The 23,425-nt window shown below is 55.0% G+C and carries 22 protein-coding genes; 11 read left to right on the top strand and 11 right to left on the bottom strand.

The features are described 5' to 3' along the window. Nucleotides 1-8: 8 nt before the first annotated feature. Genes pcnB through panD form a run of 5 tightly spaced genes read left to right on the top strand, consistent with a single transcriptional unit; the run spans nt 9 to nt 4,032 of the window. Entirely contained in the window at nt 9-1,421 is a 1,413-nt protein-coding gene (gene pcnB / locus K5Y33_RS14530; RefSeq protein WP_206098210.1) for a polynucleotide adenylyltransferase PcnB, read from the top strand. Next, nucleotides 1,418-1,903, top strand: coding sequence for a 2-amino-4-hydroxy-6-hydroxymethyldihydropteridine diphosphokinase (folK, locus tag K5Y33_RS14535; protein ID WP_222234375.1), 486 nt, complete (start codon nt 1,418-1,420; stop codon nt 1,901-1,903). The genes pcnB and folK overlap by 4 nt, the downstream gene beginning before the upstream one ends. 42 nt (nt 1,904-1,945) lie before the next feature. After that, a complete protein-coding gene (panB, locus tag K5Y33_RS14540; RefSeq protein ID WP_110867552.1) occupies nt 1,946-2,740 on the top strand; it encodes a 3-methyl-2-oxobutanoate hydroxymethyltransferase in 795 nt (264 codons plus the stop codon). A 15-nt stretch (nt 2,741-2,755) separates the two neighbouring features. Next, complete coding sequence (gene panC, locus K5Y33_RS14545; protein WP_101762070.1) at nt 2,756-3,610, top strand: pantoate--beta-alanine ligase; 855 nt, start codon at nt 2,756-2,758, stop codon at nt 3,608-3,610. A 41-nt stretch (nt 3,611-3,651) separates the two neighbouring features. Continuing rightward, complete coding sequence (panD, locus tag K5Y33_RS14550) at nt 3,652-4,032, top strand: aspartate 1-decarboxylase (RefSeq protein ID WP_007888760.1); 381 nt, start codon at nt 3,652-3,654, stop codon at nt 4,030-4,032. 54 nt (nt 4,033-4,086) lie between these two features. On the opposite strand, the gene K5Y33_RS14555 is transcribed toward panD, so the two are convergent. From K5Y33_RS14555 to hpt, 7 genes are all read right to left on the bottom strand, one after another. After that, nucleotides 4,087-5,172 carry a CfaE/CblD family pilus tip adhesin gene (locus tag K5Y33_RS14555; protein WP_222234376.1) on the bottom strand — a complete coding sequence of 362 codons (1,086 nt, stop codon included), beginning with the start codon at nt 5,170-5,172 and terminating at the stop codon, nt 4,087-4,089. An 88-nt stretch (nt 5,173-5,260) separates the two neighbouring features. Continuing rightward, complete coding sequence (locus tag K5Y33_RS14560; protein WP_222234377.1) at nt 5,261-7,888, bottom strand: TcfC E-set like domain-containing protein; 2,628 nt, start codon at nt 7,886-7,888, stop codon at nt 5,261-5,263. 44 nt (nt 7,889-7,932) lie between these two features. Further along, nucleotides 7,933-8,424 carry a CS1 type fimbrial major subunit gene (locus tag K5Y33_RS14565; RefSeq protein ID WP_222234378.1) on the bottom strand — a complete coding sequence of 164 codons (492 nt, stop codon included), beginning with the start codon at nt 8,422-8,424 and terminating at the stop codon, nt 7,933-7,935. Nucleotides 8,425-8,483: 59 nt separating this feature from the next. Beyond that, on the bottom strand, nt 8,484-9,203 hold the full coding sequence (locus tag K5Y33_RS14570) for a fimbrial protein TcfA (RefSeq protein WP_192235686.1): 720 nt from the start codon (nt 9,201-9,203) through the stop codon (nt 8,484-8,486). A 347-nt stretch (nt 9,204-9,550) separates the two neighbouring features. Further along, nucleotides 9,551-10,321 carry an ABC transporter permease gene (locus K5Y33_RS14575; protein WP_101762076.1) on the bottom strand — a complete coding sequence of 257 codons (771 nt, stop codon included), beginning with the start codon at nt 10,319-10,321 and terminating at the stop codon, nt 9,551-9,553. After that, nucleotides 10,318-11,244 carry an ABC transporter ATP-binding protein gene (locus K5Y33_RS14580; protein ID WP_101762077.1) on the bottom strand — a complete coding sequence of 309 codons (927 nt, stop codon included), beginning with the start codon at nt 11,242-11,244 and terminating at the stop codon, nt 10,318-10,320. The genes K5Y33_RS14575 and K5Y33_RS14580 overlap by 4 nt, the downstream gene beginning before the upstream one ends. 192 nt (nt 11,245-11,436) lie before the next feature. Next, on the bottom strand, nt 11,437-11,973 hold the full coding sequence (gene hpt, locus K5Y33_RS14585) for a hypoxanthine phosphoribosyltransferase (RefSeq protein ID WP_192235688.1): 537 nt from the start codon (nt 11,971-11,973) through the stop codon (nt 11,437-11,439). A gap of 165 nt (nt 11,974-12,138) precedes the next feature. Between hpt and K5Y33_RS14590 the strand changes: the two genes are divergently transcribed. Next, nucleotides 12,139-13,428 (top strand): cystathionine gamma-synthase family protein, encoded by a 1,290-nt coding sequence (locus K5Y33_RS14590; RefSeq protein ID WP_222234379.1) that lies wholly within the window; start codon nt 12,139-12,141, stop codon nt 13,426-13,428. On the opposite strand, the gene cueO is transcribed toward K5Y33_RS14590, so the two are convergent. After that, nucleotides 13,421-15,010, bottom strand: a complete 1,590-nt coding sequence (cueO, locus tag K5Y33_RS14595; protein ID WP_110867549.1) for a multicopper oxidase CueO — start codon at nt 15,008-15,010, stop codon at nt 13,421-13,423. The genes K5Y33_RS14590 and cueO overlap by 8 nt on opposite strands. A 177-nt stretch (nt 15,011-15,187) precedes the next feature. Here cueO and K5Y33_RS14600 point away from each other — a divergent pair, with 177 nt between their 5' ends. Next, complete coding sequence (locus tag K5Y33_RS14600) at nt 15,188-15,535, top strand: YacC family pilotin-like protein (protein WP_007888732.1); 348 nt, start codon at nt 15,188-15,190, stop codon at nt 15,533-15,535. Between the two features lie 171 nt (nt 15,536-15,706). On the opposite strand, the gene K5Y33_RS14605 is transcribed toward K5Y33_RS14600, so the two are convergent. The 3 genes from K5Y33_RS14605 to K5Y33_RS14615 are packed head-to-tail and all read right to left on the bottom strand — an operon-like array spanning nt 15,707 to nt 18,719. After that, the gene (locus K5Y33_RS14605) at nt 15,707-16,468 is read right to left on the bottom strand and encodes a DeoR/GlpR family DNA-binding transcription regulator (RefSeq protein ID WP_101762081.1); all 762 of its coding nucleotides are present in this window, start codon (nt 16,466-16,468) and stop codon (nt 15,707-15,709) included. A gap of 6 nt (nt 16,469-16,474) precedes the next feature. Then, a complete protein-coding gene (locus K5Y33_RS14610) occupies nt 16,475-17,455 on the bottom strand; it encodes a D-threonate 4-phosphate dehydrogenase (RefSeq protein ID WP_101762082.1) in 981 nt (326 codons plus the stop codon). Next, nucleotides 17,448-18,719 (bottom strand): four-carbon acid sugar kinase family protein, encoded by a 1,272-nt coding sequence (locus K5Y33_RS14615; RefSeq protein WP_222234380.1) that lies wholly within the window; start codon nt 18,717-18,719, stop codon nt 17,448-17,450. Before K5Y33_RS14615 ends, K5Y33_RS14610 begins: the two co-directional genes overlap by 8 nt. A gap of 182 nt (nt 18,720-18,901) precedes the next feature. On the opposite strand from K5Y33_RS14615, the gene K5Y33_RS14620 reads away from it, so the two are divergent. The 4 genes from K5Y33_RS14620 to K5Y33_RS14635 all read left to right on the top strand — a co-directional run bounded on the left by K5Y33_RS14620 (nt 18,902) and on the right by K5Y33_RS14635 (nt 23,418). Then, nucleotides 18,902-20,050 carry an iron-containing alcohol dehydrogenase gene (locus K5Y33_RS14620; RefSeq protein WP_222234381.1) on the top strand — a complete coding sequence of 383 codons (1,149 nt, stop codon included), beginning with the start codon at nt 18,902-18,904 and terminating at the stop codon, nt 20,048-20,050. A 17-nt stretch (nt 20,051-20,067) separates the two neighbouring features. Continuing rightward, a complete protein-coding gene (locus K5Y33_RS14625) occupies nt 20,068-20,952 on the top strand; it encodes a dihydrodipicolinate synthase family protein (protein ID WP_192235698.1) in 885 nt (294 codons plus the stop codon). A gap of 143 nt (nt 20,953-21,095) precedes the next feature. After that, a complete protein-coding gene (locus tag K5Y33_RS14630; RefSeq protein WP_222234382.1) occupies nt 21,096-22,049 on the top strand; it encodes a phosphoglycerate dehydrogenase in 954 nt (317 codons plus the stop codon). Between the two features lie 43 nt (nt 22,050-22,092). After that, a complete protein-coding gene (locus K5Y33_RS14635) occupies nt 22,093-23,418 on the top strand; it encodes an MFS transporter (RefSeq protein ID WP_101762087.1) in 1,326 nt (441 codons plus the stop codon). Nucleotides 23,419-23,425 lie beyond the last annotated feature (7 nt).

Raw genomic sequence — 23,425 nt, forward strand, 5'->3', positions numbered from 1 at the left:
GGTGTCCCATTTTTACCCGAGTCGCTAATTTTTGCCGGAGAGTCCTCAAGCGTGATGAGGAGGCGCCTGAAGAGGTGGAAGCTGAAAGTCCTGGTCAGATGACTGTCATTCCACGAGAAAGCCACAACATCTCACGCAAAGATATCAGCGAAAACGCCCTCAAAGTGCTCTATCGCCTGAACAAAGCCGGATTCGAAGCCTACCTGGTTGGCGGCGGCGTGCGCGATTTGCTGCTCGGCAGCAAGCCGAAAGACTTTGATATCACCACCAACGCCACGCCTGAACAGATGCGCAAGCTGTTCCGCAACTGCCGTTTGGTGGGTCGTCGTTTTCGTCTGGCACATGTGATGTTCGGTCCGGAAGTGATCGAAGTCGCCACCTTCCGTGGTCATCATCATGAAGAGAGCGAAGAAGATCGCAACAGCTCGCAGCGCGGCCAGAACGGCATGCTGCTGCGCGACAACATTTTCGGCAGCATTGAAGACGATGCCCAACGCCGCGATCTCACCATCAACAGCCTCTATTACAGCGTGGCCGATTTCACCGTACGTGATTACGTCGGTGGCTTGCACGATTTGCACGAAGGCATCATTCGCATGATTGGCGATCCGGAAACGCGCTACCGCGAAGATCCGGTGCGCATGCTGCGTGTGGTGCGCTTCGCTGCCAAGCTGCAGATGCGTATCGCGGCAGAAACGGCCGAGCCGATCCCGCGTCTGGCGACGCTGCTGAATGACATTCCGCCGGCGCGCATGTTTGAAGAGTCACTCAAGCTGCTGCAGGCCGGTTACGGCTACCGCACCTATCAGATGATGCGTGAATATCAGCTGTTCCAGCCGCTGTTCCCGATGCTGACGCGCGGTTTCACCGCCGAAAGCGACAGCCTGATGGAGCGTATGCTGGCGCAGGTTCTGAAAAATACGGATACTCGCCTGCAAAATGATATGCGCGTCAATCCGGCTTTCCTGTTTGCCGCAATGTTCTGGTATCCGCAGCTGGAATCCGCCGAACGCATTGCGCAGGAAAGCGGCCTGACTTATTACGATGCTTTCGCCTTGTCGATGAACGAAACGCTTGATGAAGCCTGCCGCGCGCTGGCGATTCCCAAGCGTATCACCACGCTGATTCGTGATATCTGGCAGCTGCAGCTGCGCATGTCGCGTCGTCACGGCAAACGTGCATGGAAGCTGATGGAGCATCCTAAGTTCCGTGCCGCTTACGATTTGATGGCGCTGCGTGCCGACGTGGAAAACAATCCTGAGCTGCAAAAGCTGACGCATTGGTGGGGCGAGTTCCAGGCGGCGGCACCGGTGCAGCAGAAAACCATGATGACCACGCTGGGCGACGATCCGGCCCCGCGCCGTAAACCGCGCCGTCCGCGTCGCCGTCCAACCGGGCCTCGCACAAACAGTCCGCAATGACCCGCGTTTACCTCGCTTTAGGCAGTAATCTGGCCGATCCGCTGCATCAGGTTGATGCAGCGTTGGCCGCGCTCGATGCCATTCCACATACCTCGCGCATCGCCACATCTTCCCTGTATCGCACGCCGCCGTACGGCCCGCCGGATCAGCCTGATTACCTTAATGCGGTAGTGGCGCTGGAAACCGCGCTAGACGCTGAGGCGCTGCTCGATCATACCCAGCGCATTGAGCTGCAACACGGTCGCGTGCGCAAAGCTGAACGCTGGGGACCGCGCACGCTGGATCTCGATATCATGCTGTTTGGCAACCAGACCATTAACACGCCGCGCCTGACCGTGCCGCACTACGACATGCACAATCGCGCATTTATGCTGGTACCGCTGCTGGAAATTGCCCCGCAATTGTCGATGCCGAATGGACAAGCCTTATCTGTGATTCTTGCCACCCTGGATCGCAGCGCTATCCGTTTGTGGTCTGAGTAAGCCGTAGTACACTGCGCGCATCAGAAAACTCTGGAGCGTGTGATGAAACCAACAACCCTCTCCCATTTACGCCAACTCAAAACCAGCGGGCGCAAATTTGCCACGCTGACGGCGTACGACTTCAGTTTTGCCCGCCTGTTTGCCGATGAAGGCATTCAGGTAATGCTGATTGGCGATTCGCTCGGCATGACCGTGCAGGGCCATGAATCGACCTTGCCGGTCACCGTGGACGATATCGCCTATCACACCGCCGCCGTGCGCCGTGGCGCACCGCTGGCGCTGCTGATGGCCGATCTGCCGTTTATGAGTTACCCCACGCCAGAACAGACGTTTACTAACGCCGCACAGCTGATGCGCGCCGGCGCCAATATGGTGAAGCTGGAAGGCGGCGAGTGGCTGGCAGAAACCGTGCGTATGCTAACCGAGCGCGCCGTGCCGGTGTGCGGCCATTTGGGCCTGACGCCGCAGTCGGTGAACATCTTCGGTGGCTACAAAGTGCAGGGCCGCGATGAAGCCGCCGCTGAACGTCTGCTGGCCGATGCGCTGGCGCTGGAAGCCGCCGGTATGCAGCTGCTGGTGCTGGAGTGCGTACCGGTGGCGCTGGCGGAACGCGTTACGAAAGCGCTGTCGGTGCCGGTGATCGGCATCGGCGCGGGCAACGTCACTGACGGCCAGATTCTGGTGATGCACGACGCCTTTGGCATTACCGGCGGTCACATTCCCAAATTTGCCAAAAATTTCCTCGCAGAAACCGGCGACATTCGTGCAGCGATTCGCCACTATATCGCCGACGTTGAAGCGGGCCTCTATCCAGCCGCTGAACACAGTTTCCAGTAAATCAGGAGATTTGCAGTGCTGATCATTGAAACACTGCCGATGCTGCGTCGTGAGATTCGTCGCTGGCGTCAGGCAGGTAAACGTATTGCGCTGGTGCCCACCATGGGCAACCTGCACGACGGTCATCTGACGTTGGTCGATGAAGCGCGCGAGCGCGCTGACGTTGTAGTGGTCTCGATTTTCGTCAATCCGATGCAGTTTGATCGTCCCGACGATTTAGCGCGCTATCCGCGCACGCTGCAGGACGACTGCGAGAAGCTGAATCGTCATAGCGTGGATCTGGTGTTTGCGCCCGCGCCCGCCGATGTCTATCCCAAAGGCCTGGATAGCCAAACCTTCGTGGAAGTGCCGGGTTTATCATCGCTGCTGGAAGGCGCCAGCCGTCCGGGACACTTCCGCGGCGTCTCCACCATCGTCAGCAAACTGTTTAATCTGGTGCAGCCAGATATCGCCTGCTTCGGCGAGAAGGATTTCCAGCAGTTGGCGATTATCCGCAAGATGGTGGCGGATATGGGCTTCGATATCGAGATTGTGGGCGTGCCAACGGTACGCGCAAAAGATGGCCTGGCGTTGAGTTCGCGCAATGGCTATCTCACCGCCGACGAGCGTAATATTGCAGCCGGTCTTAGCCAGGTGATGAACAGCATGGCCGAACGTCTGAGCAACGGCGAGCGCCATGTTGAAGAGATTATCGAGCAAGCGGAAGTGGCGTTGCGTGAGAAGGGGTTCCGTCCGGATGGACTGGCGATTTGCGATGCCGAAACCTTACAAGCGCTGAACGTGGACAGCCAGCGCGCGGTGATATTGATGGCCGCATGGCTCGGCAATGCGCGTCTGATTGATAATCAGCAAGTGGATCTGACGGAGTAGTTTTCCGTTGTTTATTGGCAGCTTAACAAGGTTAGACAGTTATGATTCGCACCGTACTTCAAGGCAAACTGCATCGCGTTAAAGTCACTCAGGCAGATTTGCATTACGAAGGTTCCTGCGCCATTGACCAGGATTTCCTCGACGCCTCCGGCATTCTGCAATACGAAGCCATCGACATTTACAACGTCACCAACGGCCAGCGTTTTTCCACCTACGCGATTGCCGCTGAACGTGGCTCGAAGATCATCTCAGTCAACGGTGCCGCCGCACGCTGCGCCTGCGCTGGTGACATCATGATCATCTGCTCTTACGTGCAGGTCGAAGATGAAGTCGCACGCAGCTGGCAGCCGAAAGTTGCCTACTTCGAAGGCGATAACGAAATGAAGCGCCTCGCTAAGGCGTTACCAGTTCAGGTCGCCTAAACTCAGGGGCGCCCAAAGCGGCGCCCTTTTCCGATTCCCACAACCCGCAGCCTGCTACGGAATGCCGGTTTCGACTTTAAATTCCAGCCTCAGCGTGCCTGAGTACTGACCCGCCGCCTTAGTCGCGTGATCAAAGGCCGGCGTCGATAAGCGTAATCGTCCCAGCGTACAGGCCACCGGAACATTGATTCCCGGCAACATCACCAAGCGGTAGTCACCGTAGTCGTTACGGGGAATGACCAGCGCGTACTGGTTAGTGAATTGACGCGTCATGCCATTCCACTCCACGAATGCCTGAAAATCGATACGCTGGCTTTTATCCGTGTTCAAAGCGCCTTGTTTAATAATCGTGAAATCGGTACTGCTGCGATCGGGCAACATTACGCCATCAGAGAGCGTTAATTGCAGAGATTGACTGTTGGCGCCATAACCATCGTACATGCACATATCCAGATAGCTGTGGCCTGCGCCCGCCATATTTTTTCCCGTATCACGCAAGTTAAGCGCCATACGCGGCGTAGCGGTATGAAACGCGGGAAAATAGAGTTGCGCCGCATTGTCATCGATATTCAATTGGATATTTACGCGCCATTCCGCGGCTTTTTGAAACGGCTCTCCCTGCATCACATTTATTTTTAAATCGGCTTCCCATATGCCGCCGCTGGGCAACAGCGCGAGCTGATCTGCACTGATATAGACGCTCAGGCCCGATCCCTGGCGCAGATAGCCGCCACAGTTGGGCGAGAACTTATCGTTAATGGCATAGTGTTCATGGGTAAAATAGCCTCCGGTGCAGCGTGCAGCCTCGCCACGCCCATAAGGCTGCCGGTAAGCGATCAATTTCAGATTGACGCTATTTTTCGTTTTACGCTCGGTGAAAGTTAATACGATTTCAGATTCCGCTTCGCCGCCAGAATATTTCGCGCTCGTTTCACATGCCCCGTGCTGCGGATCAGTTGATGAGTCGCACAAATAGGTGCCATAGCCCCAGCGCCGGGCATCATCCACCTTCCAGCCAGCAATTTCGCGTACAAAAATATCAATTTTGCTCGGTAGTTTTTGTTTGGATACAGCGGCGGTGACAATTTTATTAATATCACTCGCTTCCTGATCGGCATGGGCCATCGGCGTGATTAACATCGTGCCGCATATTATTATGCCTACCCACTTATATATGCGTGAGCTCAGGGTTAAAAAGTGCATTGTTTGTCACTCGCTTTTGAAGCCATTAAGGGTTATTAAACGCAGCGAGGTTTATATTCTTGCGCATCGCGTCTGGTAGCGCCGCCACATCTATAAGCGGACACATCACTTCACCAACAAACTGCACAGCATTTTTACGCTGCTTTACACGTAGCGCGCAGGCGTATATCTGCATCGACTCCTGCAGATAAAGCGTGGTGATGCGCTGTGCGCTATCAAATAACATGCCGCCGTCGCTATCTAATTGCGCCGGTGTATTTATCACCCTGGCGTCGCGCAATGGCATACCATTTTCTTTGAGCGCCCGTCCGACATAGGTTAAATTCAGCCGCGCTTTTACCTTGCGCTGCACAATTTTACCCGGCAGCAAAAACAATGATTGTTCACTGCCACCGGTACTGAGCGTGGCGGCCTGCTGATTATCACTCGATGTGCTCTCACGAATGCGGTGCGTGCCCGATTGATATCCCACCGCCGGAAGAAAAGCACTGTCGCCAAAATTGAGCGCATAAGTATGGCCATTGGCCATGACTTCTGCCGCTGGACCCGATAACGCGCTGTCAGCATCCACGCTTACCACCACACCCGCCGGAGAATCCGTGCTGCCTGCGCTGCTGCCCGACCACAATCCCTGAGGCGTGGCGGCGAAGGCCGAGTTATAGCTTCCGGTTAAACTGGTTCCACCCTGGTTATGGGATAAGGTTCCATAGACGTTGCCATGCATCCCATCACGTCGCCCCGAGAGCTGAGAATACATTTCGCCTCCCTGGCTGCCCGTCGCGGTCACGCTTAATTCACGATATTCCGGAGCAAACCATGAAACCGCATGTGAAGCCTGCCAACCCATTTCAGCCCCCTGGCTGTGTTGGCGGCGATACTCGCCTCCAATCTGCGAAGTGTGACGCCGATCCGAAGCGGCTTCCTCGCGCGGCACATAGGACAGGGAAATACCGATGTATCCACCGCGATCGGGTTCCTGACCACTACTTATGCTACGAAAGATGCCCGCACGCGCCGACACTAATAGCGTGTTAAGTGTGAAAGTGCGGCTGATATCCAGCTGCCAGCGCGTCTGTTTGCTGGCCTGCTGATCTGTATAGCGCGGATATGAAGGCGCGGTATCAACCCTAACGTCAGGCGTTACTGAGGCGCGGCTCTTGCTGTATCCCAGCGACACCGCGCTGCCCGCAAGCTGACCAGAAAGCGTTGCATTCAGACTCTGTGAACAACGATATTGACCTGCGTGCGTGGCCGATATGCAGGTATTACCTTGCTGCTGATAACGATATAAGGAAAGCGTTGCGCCTTTAGTCATCGCAAGCTGCTGAATATTGCCAGCCAGCCCATGTTTGCTCGCCATTGCCCCGATTCCCAAATTGACTATTCCGAGGGATGAGACGTTTTGCCAATCCAGACGGGTTTCATTAAAGCTTTCTCCTGCCAGCACTGAAACGGCGCTGGTGATCGTCAGCGGTTCGGCAAGGCGCGTTCTGAAGCCACTCTGCAAAGCAAAAGGGGGAGGATTTTTAACGTCTGGCACCGAATTAACGGCCTCAGCCACCTTCCCCAGCTGTGTGAACCATTGAAAATCTGCCGGACCCTGCTGCAGCGTCGTTTTGCTAAACGGGTATTGTTGTACGCGGCTTAATGCGCCCTCTTCATAGAATTTCAACGTTAAAAGATAACGTCCCTGGGGAAATGCCTGACTATTTAGTTTCACCACGCCTGCGGGCAGGTATTGCGTACCCAACAGTTCATCATCGCGATAAACATCCACCCGCGTGGTTCGCGATAATAATAAGGTGATAGGTGTTGTTGTTTCGCTCTCTTCACTGTTATTAACGTAACTTTGGGTGGTGCCCAGCCGTACTCCATAAAATTTAGGCAGCGGTAATAACGATAAATTAAAATTTCCGCCGAGCGCGCCATAGAGATTGCGCTTATCCATTTCGCCAGCCTGAACATAGCGGCGTGTGCCAATATCATGACGAACATACAGATCATCATGGCGAAATGTTTTTTCCGTGTAATGTGATTGTTGATTGAACAATGCTTGCCAGCTACCGGAGAGATAACTTTTTTCGCCCAATCCCAATGCACCATTTCCTATAATGCTGATATTTTTAGTTGTGTCAGACGTAGCGATATTGATTTGCTGCTGATGGATAAGTGCATTGTGCGCGTTCAGCGCAGGTGCGTAATAGCCAGTACCCGCAGGGGCTAGTGGCAGCCATGTGACGTTAATAAACAGATCAACATCATTGCGGCTTTCATTATAAATTAGCGCAGCACTTTCGGTATCCAATTGCCCACAACGTATTGAGGAAACATCATTTAAACAGGCTTTATGCCCATTACGGGCGAGTGGCTGACGCAAAGCCGTTGTTAGCTTTTTTTCGTGTTCCTCACTTAAACCATAAATTTCTTTGATCCGCTTAACCAATTTTTCTGGTTGCGAAAACTGGATTTCATCAGGTTTTACCAGCGCATCATAAAGCCCTAAGTCATGGCTGGCTAAACGCACAGACAGTAATTCATGCTGACCCAGTAATAACTCTTCAAAACCTAATGGCACGTTCTCCTGGCTCTGCGCCAGGCAGGGATAAATCGCTGCACCGACCAAAAATAGAATTAACCAGGAGAACGTCTTCACAATTAAAATCTCAAGCCAGAAATATTACGATTGTCACAACAGCATTAAGGTGCCTGCACCACTGCCAGTCTTACCAGACCGGTATAAAAACCTGCTGCAGGCGTAACATTGCCGCTGGAGATTTCCAATGGAATGGAACGCGACGCACCGGCACCTTTTGCCGTTGAAAACAGGCTGGTCGCGGTAAAAGTAGTGTTAGCCGTCGTCAACGCTTTCCCATCAAATTTAACCGTCAGCTGAATGGTGTTTGCTGGCGTCAGGGTGTGCGTCAATTGCGCTGCGTTATACAGTTTGATGTTGAGGTCTTTTTCAACATCATTGGTATGCACGCGGGTATTAATAATTTTAGGCGCCAATTTATTCATATCGGCCAGATACTTCATTTCAATCGCTGAGGGTAGATTTGAGCCATCTTCCATCATTAATGTCATCATGGGATCAATGGATGCCGTGACGGTAATATCCTGATCAACCGCATAGGCATTTAAGGCCATGCCTCCCATTAAAGCCATTGCCGCGAGTAATTTCACTTTCATTTCCTATTCCTTTATTCACTTTTATTGAATTGGCTAAAGTTAGCCATTACGCAGGACAATCAAGGGAAGACACTTATTTTCTCTTGATCCTCTCCTTGTAATTTAAATACCAGCCTTAAAGCACCATGCTTAGGCTGATTTTTCAGCGTGTAACGTTCACCGGGATAGACACTGCGTTGATCCTGGATCCATTGACATGCATTCTCTTTCATCTCTTTTTTGCAATAACTATAACGTTGCAGAATCACGCGAACATTACCGCGATTATGCAACTGCTGTTTATGTCGATCATATTCCACGGCAGGCTGAGCGATTAATGGTTGCTGGCGCACCAGCACGCCCCAAATTAAGCTCATACCAATCGAAGCATTGATTTTATTGGTCACAGCCGGTGCATCACTGTCTAAAGCGGCGACCGGCTCAAAGTAAATACGGTAAACATGCTCATGACTCACCGGCTGCAGCGCTATAATCCGCACGAGTTTATTCGCTCCGGCAGGCAAAGCGAACTTAACCGGGGATACCACAATATTTTTACCCTGCCAGCTTTTTACTTCGCGTTCTTGTTCCTCTGGCGTTGCAGGATGAATAACCTCTTTAACCACCACACGTACATATTGGGTATTTTCGCTTTTAGAGGTGATTTGAATGGGCGTGTTTTCATTACGCTTTTCATCCAGGTTTATTACCATGGGATAAACGCTCATATTGGCCATCGCGGCATGAATCCCCATTAAGCCCAAAAGAATGGCGCTCAATACTGCTGTTAACTGCTTCATAATGCCTAAACGTCTTATGCTGTTCCGATAGCCTTTTATGACGACAATCTATTGTGGAAATTAAGTCACATCAGGGAAGACGTTTCGGGATAAGGCAGCGAGGAGAAAAGCGGATGCGGTTAAAATTTTAATAAGACCAGTTTCTTCAATATTTTAAGTCCAACCTTTAGAAGGTATTGGCTGTTAGCATCAGTCTTAAGCGCCAAAACAGGGCAGCGTTTGAGACATATCTCAATCTCAACCTGACCCGTTAAGAAGGTGTTAATGCCACAGGCGACAAACTCAGGACGAAAAAAAAGGCCATAAAATGGCCTTTACAAAGGAGGGGACAGAGGTGCTATGCCAGGTTAGGTCCGTAACCCGCGCCCACGCTGAATCAGCGAATACACCAGCACATAAAACACCACGATAAAGGCGATCAGCACAGATAGCGTGAACACCAGCGGCACATCGTTGATGCCGAGGAAACCATAACGGAAGCCGCTGATCATATACACCACCGGATTCAGCTTCGACACCGCTTGCCAGAACGGCGGCAGCAGCGTCAGCGAGTAGAATACGCCGCCGAGATAGGTTAACGGCGTGAGCACGAAGGTGGGAATCAGGCTGATATCGTCAAAAGTGCGCGCGAATACCGCATTCAGCAGGCCCGCCAGTGAGAACAGAATCGCCGTCAGCAACAGCGTCAGCGCCACCATCGACCACGAATGCACGTGGAACGGCACGAAGAACAACGAAATCGCGGTAACCAAAATCCCCACGCACACGCCGCGCGCCACGCCGCCGCCGACATAACCGGCGATAATGATGTGCGTTGGCACCGGTGCCACCAGCAGCTCTTCAATGTTGCGCTGGAACTTGGCGCTAAAGAACGACGATGCCACGTTGGCGTAAGCGTTAGTGATCACCGCCATCATAATCAGGCCCGGCACGATAAACTGCATGTAGCTGAAACCGTGCATATCGCCGATGCGTGAACCGATCAGATTGCCGAAGATAATGAAGTAGAGCGTCATGGTGATCACAGGCGGCACCAGCGTCTGAATCCAGATGCGGGCGAAGCGATTGATCTCTTTGCTCCAGATGCTCTTGAGCGCCACCCAATACAAGTGCGTCATGCTTTCACTCCTGTTTTTCCCTGTGTCAGGCTGACGAACAGCTCCTCAAGGCGGTTAGCTTTGTTACGCATGCTCAGCACCTGCACGCCCTGCGTGCTCAGCTGGCTGAACACGCTGTTCAGACCTTGCTCACGCATCACTTCCACTTCCAGCGTCGAGGTATCGACCAGTCGATACTGGAAGCCCTCCAGCTGCGGCAGCGGGCTACGCGGCGCCAGATCGAGGATAAAGGTTTCGGATTGCAGCTTGGAGAGCAACCCTTTCATCGAGGTGTTCTCCACCAGCTCGCCGCTCTGAATAATACCGATATTGCGGCACAGCATTTCCGCCTCTTCCAAATAGTGCGTGGTGAGGATGATGGTGGTGCCTTTAATGTTCAGCTCTTTCAGGAAACTCCACATCGAACGGCGCAGTTCGATATCTACGCCCGCGGTCGGTTCATCGAGGATCAGCAGCTTCGGCTCATGCATCAGCGCACGCGCGATCATCAGGCGGCGCTTCATACCGCCCGAAAGCATGCGCGCACGTTCGTTGCGTTTGCCCCACAGGTCGAGCTGATTGAGGTATTTTTCCGCGCGCTTGTTAGCTTCAGCGCGTTCAACACCGTAATAACCAGCCTGATTGACCACGATCTGCATTACGGTTTCAAACGGGTTGAAGTTGAACTCCTGCGGCACCAGCCCAAGCTGGCGCTTGGCGTTGACCACATCTTTTTGCAGGTCATAGCCAAACACGCGCACGCTGCCGCCGGTTTTATTCACTAACGAGCTGATAATACCGATGGTGGTGGATTTACCGGCGCCGTTTGGCCCCAGCAGGGCGTAAAAGTCGCCCGCTTCCACGTTGAGATCGAGTCCTTTCAGCGCCTGTACGCCGCCGGGATAGGTTTTGGTCAGCCCGGAAATTTCCAGTGCATATGTCATTGCGAATCCATACCTTGTTGTAGAGACATCAAAGGCCTATGAAAATGGTAATGCGCACGAGCGATGTCGCGGTCATTAACATTAAGAAATCAATGGAGTTTAGCAGAGAGTCGAGCCAGCCCATAAACCGTTGGCTTACGGGCTGCGCAGTGTATCGCAGGCGGGGAAGTTTAGCCTTGGACGATTGTGCGGTTATTCACCGGTCGGGATAACTTTGCCGATATACGGCAGATGGCGATAGCGCTGGGCGTAATCGATACCAAAGCCGACCACGAACTCATCGGGAATGGTAAAGCCAACAAATTCGACGGTGACGTCCACTTCACGACGCTCTGGCTTATCCAGCAAGGTACAAATCGCCAGTGACTTTGGCTCGCGCAGGCGCAGGATTTCACGCACTTTGCTCAGCGTATTGCCGGAATCGATGATGTCTTCCACGATCAGCACATCCTTGCCGCGAATATCTTCATCGAGATCTTTGAGGATTTTCACATCGCGGCTGCTCGACATGCCGCTGCCGTAGCTTGACGCCGTCATAAAGTCGACTTCATGCGGCACGTCGATGGCGCGGCACAGATCGGCCATAAACATAAAGGAGCCGCGCAGCAAACCCACCAGCACCATTTCGCTGCCGCTATTGCGGTAGTGCTCGTTGATCTGTTTGCCCAGTTCGGCAATTCGGGTTGCGATCTCTTGCTCGGAGATCATCACGTCGACGGTATGTTTCATTGCATGCGTCCAGTTACGGTTTTTGGAAAGCCACGAAGTCTATCATAGACGAGCCAGCGTCTAACGCCGCGCACAGAACGCAAACGATTCCGTGGCGAAATTTATCGCGCTGGCGTTAACTGTAGGAACACGTCCGCCCCTTTACCGCCGAGTTCTGGAGTTCCTATGACCGCTTCATTCAGTAAAAAAACCAAGATTGGTACGCGCGATCTGCACCCGGAAACGCAGATGCTGAATTACGGTTACGATCCGCAGTTATCGGAAGGCGCGGTGAAACCGCCGGTGTTTCTCACCTCCACCTTCGTGTTTAACAGTGCCGAAGAGGGGCAGGATTTTTTCGATTTCGTCGCCGGGCGCAAGCAGCCGCCGGAAGGCAAAACTGGCGGGCTGGTCTATTCACGCTTCAATCATCCCAACAGCGAAATCGTAGAAGATCGGCTGGCGGTGTATGAAGGCGCGGAAAGCGCGGCGCTGTTCTCTTCCGGCATGTCGGCGATTGCCACCACGCTGCTGACGTTTGCGCGTCCGGGCGAAGTGATTCTGCATTCCCAGCCGCTGTACGGCGGCACCGAAACGCTGCTGAGCAAAACGCTGCACGATTTGGAGATCAAAGCGGTGGGTTTCAGCGATGGCACCGATGAAGATAAGGTGCATGAAGCGGCGAAGCTGGCATGGCAGCGCGGACGCGTGGCGCTGATTCTGATTGAGACGCCCGCCAATCCCACCAACAGCCTGGTGGATATTCAGTTGATGCAGCAGGTGGCGGATGTGATTGCGCAGCAGCAGGGTTCACGGCCGATTCTCGCCTGCGATAACACGCTGCTCGGGCCGGTGTTTCAACAGCCGTTGCAGCATGGCGCAGATTTGTCGCTCTATTCACTGACCAAATATGTCGGCGGCCATTCGGACCTGATTGCCGGTGCGGTGCTGGGTAGCAAAGCGTTGATCGGCAAGGTACGTTCGCTGCGCAGCGCCATCGGCACGCAGCTGGATCCGCACTCCAGCTGGATGATTGGCCGCTCGCTGGAAACGCTGTCGCTGCGTATGGAGAAAGCCACCAGCAATGCCGAAAACGTGGCGGCGTTTTTACGCGATCATCCGCAGGTTGAAAAACTGCATTGGCTGCCGTATCTGGCGGCAGAAAGTCCGGCGGGCAAAACGTATCAGCACCAGTGCAGCGGCGCGGGTTCAACCTTCTCGTTTGATATCCGTGGCGGGCAAGCGGCGGCGTTCCGTTTCCTTAATACGCTGGAACTGTTCAAGCTGGCGGTGAGCCTCGGCGGCACCGAATCGCTTGCCAGCCATCCTGCCAGCACCACCCATTCGGGCGTGCCGCAGGATGTGCGGCAACGTATTGGCATCACCGATGCGACCGTGCGCTTGTCGATTGGTATCGAACATCCTGACGACCTGATCGAGGATATCCGCCTGGCGCTGGAGGCGTCGGTTAACTGACGCTAAAACCGAGCATCATGCCGGTATCTTCATGCTCCAGCAGATGGCAATGCGCCATGTACGCATTGTCGGCGTTAGCGACATAGTTGAAGCGCACCAGCACTTCGCTGCGCCAGCCGTTAACGCTGACGATGTCCTTCCAGCCTGCGCGATGCGGCGCAGGCGGCTTGCCGTTTTCTGACAGGATGCGGAACTGCGTGCCGTGAATGTGGAACGGATGCAGCATGTGATCGCCTTCACCGGAAATCGTCCACTTCTCCACTTTGCCCAATTCCACGTTGAACATCGGCTTGGTCATATTAAATGCCTGACCGTTAATCTTGTTGCCATTATGGAAATCATAGGCGGCAGTTTTGCCGTGGCTGCCGTGATCCATCGCCATATCGCCATGATCCATCGGCTTCGCGCTATCACTCATCGCCATGTTGCCATGATCCATTTTCATGCCGCCCATGGCTTTATCGCCGTAACGATCCATCAGCGCCTGCATACCTTGCTGATCAAGCTGCGGATCCATCATCAGCTGCAGCCAGCGGCTTTGCAGGCCTTCGGTGGCGGGAATGGGCGGCAGATCCACCAGCTTGTCCGGCAGCGTACCGCTGGCCATCACGCGCAGCGGCAGAATGTTGACCAGCGGCAGCGGTTGGTCAAACGGCGCCAGCGTCATGCCCATCTGCGTCACCGGCAGCGTCACCACGTCGAAGGCTTTGCCATCTGACGTATCCACCAGCACTTCAAAACGCTCGCCCGGCAGCAGCGGCAAGCTATCCACTTTCACCGGCTCGGCCAGCAAACCGCCGTCGCTGCCAATCACATACAGCGGACGTCGATCGCTGGTGGCGATATGCAGCGAACGCGCGTTACAGCCGTTAAGCAAACGCAGACGCAGCCAGCCGCGTGGCACCGCATGCTGCGGATATTGCACGCCGTTGGTGAGCATCATGTCGCCAAACCAGCCGACGGCGGCACGCATGATATCGAGCTGATAATCGATTTGCGTTCCCGCTTTATTTAGCTGCTTATCCTGGAAAATCAGCGGCACATCGTCTTCGCCCCACTGCATCGGCAAACGCAGCTTGCCGGACGCTTCATCTTCCAGCAGCACCAAACCCGCCAGACCTTGCGCCACCTGATAACCGGTTTTGCCGTGGTGATGCGGATGGAACCAGCAGGTCGCTGCGGGTTGATCAGGGGTGAAACTGACCTGACGCGTCGCGCCGGGCGCAATAATCCCTTGCGGGCCGCCATCAACATCGCCGGGGATCTCCAGCCCGTGCCAGTGCAAGGTGGTGGCTTCCGGCAGTTGATTATGGATATTCACCGTGACGGCTTTTTCGCGTTGCAGACGCAGCGCGGGTCCGAGCAATCCACCGTTGTATCCCCAGGTAGGCACCGCTTTGCCATTCCATTGGCTGCTACCGGTCATGGCGGTCAAGGTGTATTGCCCGCGGGCATCAGGCTGCAAAATGGAGGGAATCGGTAATAATGGGCGCGTGGCGGCCATTAGTGAGCGGCTCCACAGCGGCAGCGCACCGGCGGCGCTGAGTGCGGCAGTCAACTTTAGAAAATGACGACGTTGCATATTCTTATCCTTGTCGTGAATAAGGGCACAGCGTAAACCTTTACCCTGCGGGAGGGTCAAGCCCTGAAACAGATTGCACTGATAAAAAGGGTGGGAATGGCCCGAAAGGGCAAATTTAGCGGAATAGCGGCAATAACTGTGCTAACGTCAATAAATTGTCCCTTGTTGAGAATGATTATGACGAAAAGCATCAAGATCCTGCTGCTGGCGGGACTCCTTGGCTTCTCCTCCACCAGTTTTGCCCTGAGCGAATCCGAAGCAGAAGATCTGGCCGACCTCACCGCCGTGTTCGTTTATCTCAAGAACGATTGTGGCTATCAGGATTTGCCGGACGCACAGATTCGTAAAGCACTGGTGTTTTTCGCCCAACAGAACCGTTGGGATTTAAGCAACTACAGCAATTACAACATGAAGTCGCTGGGCGAAGAGAGCTACAAGGATTTGAGCGGTATCGCCATTACCAACGACAAGAAGTGTAAGTCGCTGGCGCGCGATTCGTTGAGTTTGCTGGCTTACGTTAAGTAATCATTGCCCGCAGGTTGGTGCTTGCTGTCCCCCTCCTCGGTCCTCCCCCACAAGTGGGGGAGGAAGATGCTGCAATATGTCAGTTCGAGAGTTGCATGTGGCAGCGTCTCCTTCCCCCGCTGGCGGGGGAAGGCCGGGATGGGGGGCAGCCAGCACAATCTCAATCTAAATCTAAACCGTCAACTCCAATCCAATACCCCGCTCGCGCAGGTCGCGGCACACCGCTTCATCCAGACGTGCATCCGTCACCACATCAGTCAGGCTATCAATCGGCGCGGCGCAATACAGCGACCATGAACCGTATTTACTGCTGTCAGCCAGCAGAACGCGGCGGCGCGCGTTGGCCAGCAGATCCATCTTCAATCCGGCTTTCTCTTCGGTTGGCGTGGTAATCCCGCGTTCGATGCTCCACGAGTTGCAGCTGACAAAGGCAATATCAGGATTGATGCTGCGCAGCAAACGGCGACCATGTTCGCCAATGCACGACTGGCTGGAATCGTCGATGCGTCCACCAATAATGGTGGTTTCGATTTGCTTAAACTCCGACAGAAACAGCGCGATATGCAGATCGGCGGTGATGACCCGCAGCTTGAGGTGCGTCAGCTGGCGCGCCAGCTCCAGCATGGTGGTGCCGGCATCCAGCACCACCGCATCACCCGACTGCACGTAGCTGGCGGCAAACTGCGCGATGGCCTGCTTCTCGGCGAGATTACGCTGCATCTTCTCCAGCGTGGTCGGCTGATTGGGGATAAAGCGATTCAGCGTAACGCCGCCGTGGCTGCGGCTGATAACGCCCTCTTTATCCAGCTTGATCAGATCGCGGCGGATCGTCGCTGGCGAGGCAGAAATCGCGCTCACCAGTTGTTCAACAGTGACCAAATTATGGCTCTTCAGATAATCCATAATCTGGTCGAGACGGCTTTGTCCCTTCATATTTCCCTATGCAAGCTGCATCGCGAGTTTAATGGAGATCGCCATGCTCGCAGAGTTCGCTTTACCTGTCCAGGCGATATCAAACGCGGTGCCGTGGTCCGCCGAGGTGCGGATAAACGGCAGGCCCGCAGTGATGTTAACACCATCATAAAAGCCTAGTAATTTCAGCGGAATATGGCCTTGATCGTGGTACATCGCTACCACCATATCGTACTGTCCTTCCTGACACTGCAGGAACACGGTATCGGGCGGACACGGGCCACTGACATCAATGCCCTGCGCTTTCATGGCGTTAATGGCAGGCGCGACGATGGTGATCTCTTCATCACCAAACAGACCGTTTTCACCGGCATGCGGATTAACGCCTGCCACCGCGATGCGGGGCTGGTCGAAACCGACGCGGCGCAGGAAGCTGTCGGCCATGCCGATCACCGTTTGAATGCGCTCGCCGTTTAAGGTATCGAGGAACTTACGCAGCGCAATATGTGTGGTGACGTGAATCACTTTCAGCTTATCGGTGTAGAGCACCATGGCGTAATTTTTGGTGTTGGTCAGTTGCGCCAGCAGTTCGGTGTGGCCGGGATAGATATGACCCGCCGAGTGCAGCGCCTCTTTGTTTAACGGTGCGGTGGCGATCGCCTGCACGTCGCCAGCCAGCGCCAGTTCGGTGGCGCGTTTAACGCAACGCCAGGCCAAATCACCCGCTGCTTTCTGCACCACGCCAGGCTGCAGCGCGGCGGCATCCGCCAGCGGCTCATCAATCACGTTGATCATGCCGGGCGCGAAATGCGCATCCTTGACCTGGTCGAGCACGCGCAGTTCAGCCTGCGGCGTGACATGTAAACCCATCACCCGACGCAGCGTGTTAGCACAACCGACCACGACGGCAGGCACGCCCGCTAACTCACCTTCTGCCAGCGCTTTAATGATGATCTCCGGGCCGATGCCCGCCGGATCGCCCATGGTAATCGCAATAATTTTACTCACTCGACTTCTCCTCAATAAAACGAATGGCTTCTACCAGGGTGTTTTCATCACCAAAGCCACCTGCTTTGGTCATCACCGGCAGGTGTAATTCACTGTTAAGCAAAACCCCGTGCGGCACGCAGCCCGCTACAAGGCCCTGAATCTGAAAACCGCGGGCACCTGATGCCTGGGCCACGGCAATCGCCACATCGCCGCCAGAGAGATAAAGCCCAGCAGGCTGCACCTCGCGGCACACGCGGCGGGTTAACTGCGCGAGAAACTGGCAGATGCGTTCGCCCAATAGCTGACGAGAAACCTGATGCTGTTGGCACAACTGCGCAATCTCATGACGCTGCCCGGCATGTTGGGTAGTGCGTACCACGCAATGCGCGCCGTCGTGCAGCGCCTGCTGTATCTCTTGCTGCCACCGTTCAGCCTGCGGCCAGGCCGGTTGGGCAAACAGCTGACGGATATCAATGTCGATAATGCGGATGTCACGCTGGCTGGCGAGGCGTGTAATCTGCTGCTGCGCAATGGCGCTCATCGAACCGACCACCGCCAGCACCGGACGCGACTGACGTGCCGCCAGCAACGCGCCGAGCGCATCGCTGAGCCCGGACGCTCCGGCCAACAACGGTCGCGTCTCCAGCGTGGCTGCCGCGGCCATCAACAAGGCAATGTCGGCGTCCTGCTCGATATCCACCACCAGCAAGCCTTGCTTGCTGGCCAGCACCTGCGCCAGTTGATCGCTGCGCAGCGTGGCGAGATCGAGGGTTTCACCCGGCAATGTGCTCTGCATCTGCAGACGCGTCAGCACATGGCCGCTGGTGACCGGCGTTTTGGGATCGCTGGCGAATTCGCTGTCGATCAAACGCTGCTGATGGATCCACACGTCACCCGCACGCGTGGTGCGTCCGAGCTTCGGCACCGCCGGCACCACTAAGGCTAATGTTTTACCGCTGGCCTGCATCGCGGCTTCGATCTCCGCGCCGGGATTGCCGCGCAGCGTGGAATCGATCTTCTTAAATAACCAACCGTCGTTAGCGATGGCCTGATGTTGCTCAATGGCAGCTCGCGTGCGCCGGGCCGCTTCTTGTGCGCTGGTTGCACGGCTATCGGTGCTGATCACCAGCACATCGGCAGCACCAGCGTCGTGTGGCGTGCTGCTCTCAAACAGCACATGCACACGCGCCCCGGCTTGTGCCAGCCCGCTGCCCGCGTCATTGGCGCCGGTAAAGTCATCGGCAATCACTAAGACTGGCGTTTTCCATGGCTGTGAAGTCATGCTCTCTCCTCTTCCGGCCGCTGCCGGGTCGCAATGATTATATTCAATCATGATTGATTATATGTGAGCAAGATCAAATTAATCGAAATCAATTTGCCCTATAAAATTAGGCACTGCAGTGATGGAACTCGCGGCGATTGAGCAAAATCAATCATTCCGCGCAAAAAACGTAAGGGTAAGAGATGAATATCAACAGCACCGTGATCAGTGGCTTTCAGGCGCTTAATGACCTCAGCTATTTACTGCAAGGTAAAGACAAAGCGCTGCTGGTGACCGATAAAAATATTGAAGGCATTCCGGCGGTACAAAAGCTGATCGCCCAGCTCACGCAGCAGATTGCCAGCCTGAGCATCGTTAACACGGTGCCGCCAGAGCCTAGCCAGCACGATGTGGCGGCCATTGTCGCCGCGCTGCCGAGCACCGATGTGGATCTGGTGATTGGCATCGGCGGTGGTAGCGTACTGGATGTCGCTAAGCTGCTGTCGATTCTGTGTGTCGAAGATGCGCCGACACTGGAGGCGTTACTGGCTGGTGAGAAGCCGCACACGCGCACCACTTCGCTGCTGATTCCGACCACCGCAGGTACTGGCTCGGAAGCCACGCCCAACGCGATTCTGGCGATCCCCGAGAAAGAGACCAAAGTCGGCATTATCACGCCGGTGATGCTGCCAGATTATGTCGCGCTGGTGCCAGAACTCACCACCAGCATGCCAGCGCACATCGCTTCTTCCACCGGTATCGATGCGCTGTGCCATTTGATTGAGTGCTTTACCGCGACCGTGGCGAACCCGGTGAGCGATAACTATGCGCTGATCGGCATGAAAAAGCTGTTTGCCAGCCTCGAAACCACTATCGCCGAACCCGACAATCTCGAAGCGCGCCTGAATATGCTGTGGGCGTCTTATTACGGTGGTGCATCGATTGCGCATGCCGGTACGCATCTGGTACATGCCATGTCTTATCCGCTGGGCGGCAAATATCACCTGCCGCACGGCGTCGCCAATGCCATTCTCCTCGCGCCCTGCATGCGCTTTGTACGACCGGCGGCGGTGAGCAAATTCGCTCAGGTTTACGATCTGCTGCCGGATGCCGATATCACGCTGGACGACGAAGCCAAATCCCACGCGCTGGTGGCATATTTTGCCGCGCTGGTGAAGCGCCTGAAGCTGCCCGCCAGCCTGGAAGAGCTGGGTATCGGCCCGGATCATCTGCCGTATCTGGTGGAAGCCGCGCTCGACGTGCAGCGCCTGATGAAGAATGTACCGATGAAAGTGGGCGCCGATGACGTACGAAACGTCTACCTGACGCTGTTTCCGGCTTTGAATCACTAAGGATTATTGAGGACACCATGAGTAAGAAAATTCAGGGCGTATTAACCGCCATCGTCACCACCTTCGATCGCGACGGCGCATTCAACCCAGCCGCCCAGCGCGAGCAGGTACAACGCCAGTTAAGCGCCGGCAACGGTATCTTCTGCGGCGGCACCAACGGCGAATTCTTCGTGCTGAACGAACAGGAGAAGCTGGCGGTGACGCAGACCTGCGTCGATGAAGTGAACGGCAGCGCGCCGGTGGTGGCGCACATTGGCGAGATCTCCACGCGTGAAACCATTCGCCTTGGGAAACAAGTGGCGAAGCTGGGCGTGGATGCGGTTTCGGTCATCACACCCTATTTCGTGCCGCTAAAGCAGGAAGAGCTGATTGCCCACTATCGCGCGGTGGCTGACGCCATCGACGTGCCGCTGTTCCTTTACAACATTCCGGCGCGCACCGGCAACACGCTGCAACCGGAAACTGTACGCACGCTGGCCGCACACCCAAACATCATCGGTATCAAAGACAGCGCCGGCAGCTATGAGAGCCTGAGCGGCTTTCTGCAAGCGGCTGCAGGCATCAACAGTTTTGATGTGCTGAACGGCCCGGATTCGCTGATCCATCAGGGCTTTGTCGACGGCTGCTCGGCCTGCATTTCTGGCCTTGCTAACGTGGCGCCTAAAGAGATCAACGCGATTTGGGCGCGCTTCCATGCTGGCGATATCGAAGGTTCGCGCCTGGCGCAAGAGAATGTGACCGGTCTGCGCACCGATCTGTATAGCGTCGGCTTCTCTCCCGCTGCAGTGAAAAAAGCAGTGACGCTGCTTGGTTTTGAGGTTGGTGACAGCCGCTACGCGGTGAGTTTCTCAGCCGAAGAAGAGCAGAAGATCCGCCAGATTGTGAATCAGTATTTGCAGTAATTAGAGTCATCACCATAGCAGCGTGAAGCCGATTTCAATCGCCGCACAAGCCGTAGCGGCGCGATTTTTCGCGCAATAAATTGCGCCGCTACGATGCATGCGATCCGCGGGAACGGTATTTATTTTCAACATCGGGAAGAATTATGAAAGTCATCTGTACCTCACCGTCGTTTGCAAAATATGACGCGACGCCGATAACTACGCTGCAACAGCACGGTTTTGAGCTGATCACGCTGCCCGCCGATGCGCCGCTGAGCGCACTCCAGCCGCATCTGGCTGACACCGTGGCGCTGATCGTGGCTTTTACAGACATCAATGAAGAGCTGCTGGCGTTAGCACCTCAGTTGAAAATCGTCTGTAAGCACGGCGTTGGGGTCGACAACATCAATCTGGATGCCACGCGTGCACGCGGGATTTACGTCACCAACGTGCCGGATGCCAATAAACATGCTGTCGCTGATTTCGCCTTTGCTTTGATCCTTAACAGCGCGCGTCAGATCACCCAAGCCGCCATCGAAACCCGAGCGGGCTGCTGGCCGCGTATTTTTGCCACCGACGTGTACGGCAAAACGCTGGGCATCATCGGGCTGGGCAATATTGGCAAGCAGGTCGCGCTGCGCGCCAGAGGTTTCAACATGCGGGTGATCGCATTTGATTTTTATCCTGATGAGCCGTTTGCTGCTGAACACGGCATCGAATTCGTCACGCTGGATCAGCTGACCGAAACCAGCGATTTCATCACTCTGCACATGCCGCTTACCGACAAAACGCAGAATCTGTTTGATGCCGCGCGCCTCAAACGCATGAAGAAAAATGCCTTCCTGATTAATGCCTCACGCGGCGGTGTGGTGAATGAGCAGGATCTTTATCAGGCGCTGCTGGATAACGTGATCGCCGGAGCAGCGGCTGACGTGTTTGTGCAGGAACCGCTGACCGAGCATCCGCTGTTTACGCTCAGCAACTTCATTCCCACTTCGCATATCGCCGGTTACACCGACGGTGCGATCAGCGCGATTGGTGAACGCTGCGTGACGCAAATTGTGCAGTGCATCCAACAGGGCGAACGCCCAATCAACGTGATGAACGGGCTGGAATAACACGCCGCCTTATCCTGTAACCTTTTTCGAGTGGATAATTACTATGACTAACTCTGCGCGCTCGAGTCGTATCCGTTGGTGGATTGCTGGCCTGATGTGGCTGGCCATCGCCATTAACTACATTGACCGCACCGTTCTCTCGGCAGCGGCTCCGCATCTGATCAAAGAACTCGATATCAATCCTGAAATGATGGGCTTCATCATGGCGGCGTTCTTCTGGTCTTATGCGCTGTTGCAGATCCCAGCGGGCTGGTTTGCCGATCGCTTCGGCCAGAAAAAAGGGCTTGGTATCGCCGTCGGCTGGTGGTCGATCGCCACCATGGCGATGGGACTGGCGACCGGCTTTAAATCGCTGCTGGCGCTGCGTTTAGCGCTCGGCGTCGGTGAAGCCGCCGCCTATCCCAGCAACGCGGGCATTACCGCGCGCTGGTTCCCGGATCGCGAACGCGCCACGGTTTCTGGCCTGTTCGACAGTGCCTCCAAATTTGGTGGTGCGGTGGCCATGCCGCTAATCGTCTTTATGATCGCCCTGTTCGACTGGCGTCTGACCTTCCTCGCTATAGGCGCGCTGGGCTTGTTCTGGGTGATTGCCTGGTACTTTATCTACGCCGAGAATCCGGAAGATCATAAGTCGATAAGCCAGCAAGAAGTGCGCTTCATCCGTAATGGTCAGACGCAAAAGCACGGCGACAAAAGCGTGCGTCCGATGAAGTGGTACAAGCTGCTGCGCTATCGCAATATCTGGGCAATGTGCATTGGCTTTTTCACCATCAACTACACCTCCTATTTCTTTATTACCTGGTTGCCGACCTATCTGGTGAAAGATAAAGGCATGGATTTCCTCAAAATGGGGATGGTGGCTGCGCTGCCGCTGATCTGTGGCATGGTGATTGAAGTGCTGGCGGGTTGGGCATCGGATCGGATGGTGCATAACAAAGTGCTGTCGCTGACCGCTACACGCAAACTGTTTCTCACCATCGGCCTGCTGATGGCGCTGTGTATCGGATTTGCCCCGTTCACCGATTCGGTGTTTATGACCGTGCTGCTGCTGTGTATCGCCAAATCCGGCACCACCGTGGCGGCATCACAAGTGTGGGCCTTGCCGGGCGATGTGGCACCGCAAAACAGCGTGTCGATTGTGGCGGGGCTGCAGAATACCGTTTCAAACATGGGCGGCGCGGTGGGTCCAATCATAACCGGCGCGATTGTTGGCGCAACCGGTCACTTTACCTGGGCGCTGGTGTTCTCGGCGGTGCTGGTGGTTATTGGCATTCTTAACTATCTGTTCCTGATGGGTAAAGTTGAACCTATCGTCGATGAGGAACAGGTGACGCATGCGCATTCCGTGGCAAGTGGCGCGGCGCGGTAATCGTCTG

Origin of the sequence: Pantoea sp. DY-17, assembly GCF_019795975.1 — a bacterium.
Classification (GTDB): domain Bacteria; phylum Pseudomonadota; class Gammaproteobacteria; order Enterobacterales; family Enterobacteriaceae; genus Pantoea; species Pantoea leporis.

Bases quoted from the DNA above. Each gene is read 5' to 3' on its own strand.
- folK (WP_222234375.1), top strand. From the start codon at position 1,418: ATGACCCGCGTTTACCTCGCTTTAGGCAGTAATCTGGCCGATCCGCTG.
- K5Y33_RS14590 (WP_222234379.1), top strand. From the start codon at position 12,139: ATGACCGCTTCATTCAGTAAAAAAACCAAGATTGGTACGCGCGATCTG.
- K5Y33_RS14620 (WP_222234381.1), top strand. From the start codon at position 18,902: ATGAATATCAACAGCACCGTGATCAGTGGCTTTCAGGCGCTTAATGAC.
- K5Y33_RS14565 (WP_222234378.1), bottom strand. From the start codon at position 8,424: ATGAAAGTGAAATTACTCGCGGCAATGGCTTTAATGGGAGGCATGGCC.
- K5Y33_RS14630 (WP_222234382.1), top strand. From the start codon at position 21,096: ATGAAAGTCATCTGTACCTCACCGTCGTTTGCAAAATATGACGCGACG.
- hpt (WP_192235688.1), bottom strand. From the start codon at position 11,973: ATGAAACATACCGTCGACGTGATGATCTCCGAGCAAGAGATCGCAACC.
- K5Y33_RS14570 (WP_192235686.1), bottom strand. From the start codon at position 9,203: ATGAAGCAGTTAACAGCAGTATTGAGCGCCATTCTTTTGGGCTTAATG.
- K5Y33_RS14600 (WP_007888732.1), top strand. From the start codon at position 15,188: ATGACGAAAAGCATCAAGATCCTGCTGCTGGCGGGACTCCTTGGCTTC.
- K5Y33_RS14575 (WP_101762076.1), bottom strand. From the start codon at position 10,321: ATGACGCACTTGTATTGGGTGGCGCTCAAGAGCATCTGGAGCAAAGAG.
- K5Y33_RS14605 (WP_101762081.1), bottom strand. From the start codon at position 16,468: ATGAAGGGACAAAGCCGTCTCGACCAGATTATGGATTATCTGAAGAGC.
- K5Y33_RS14625 (WP_192235698.1), top strand. From the start codon at position 20,068: ATGAGTAAGAAAATTCAGGGCGTATTAACCGCCATCGTCACCACCTTC.
- K5Y33_RS14555 (WP_222234376.1), bottom strand. From the start codon at position 5,172: ATGTTAATCACGCCGATGGCCCATGCCGATCAGGAAGCGAGTGATATT.
- K5Y33_RS14615 (WP_222234380.1), bottom strand. From the start codon at position 18,719: ATGACTTCACAGCCATGGAAAACGCCAGTCTTAGTGATTGCCGATGAC.
- K5Y33_RS14635 (WP_101762087.1), top strand. From the start codon at position 22,093: ATGACTAACTCTGCGCGCTCGAGTCGTATCCGTTGGTGGATTGCTGGC.
- K5Y33_RS14580 (WP_101762077.1), bottom strand. From the start codon at position 11,244: ATGACATATGCACTGGAAATTTCCGGGCTGACCAAAACCTATCCCGGC.
- cueO (WP_110867549.1), bottom strand. From the start codon at position 15,010: ATGCAACGTCGTCATTTTCTAAAGTTGACTGCCGCACTCAGCGCCGCC.
- panD (WP_007888760.1), top strand. From the start codon at position 3,652: ATGATTCGCACCGTACTTCAAGGCAAACTGCATCGCGTTAAAGTCACT.
- panB (WP_110867552.1), top strand. From the start codon at position 1,946: ATGAAACCAACAACCCTCTCCCATTTACGCCAACTCAAAACCAGCGGG.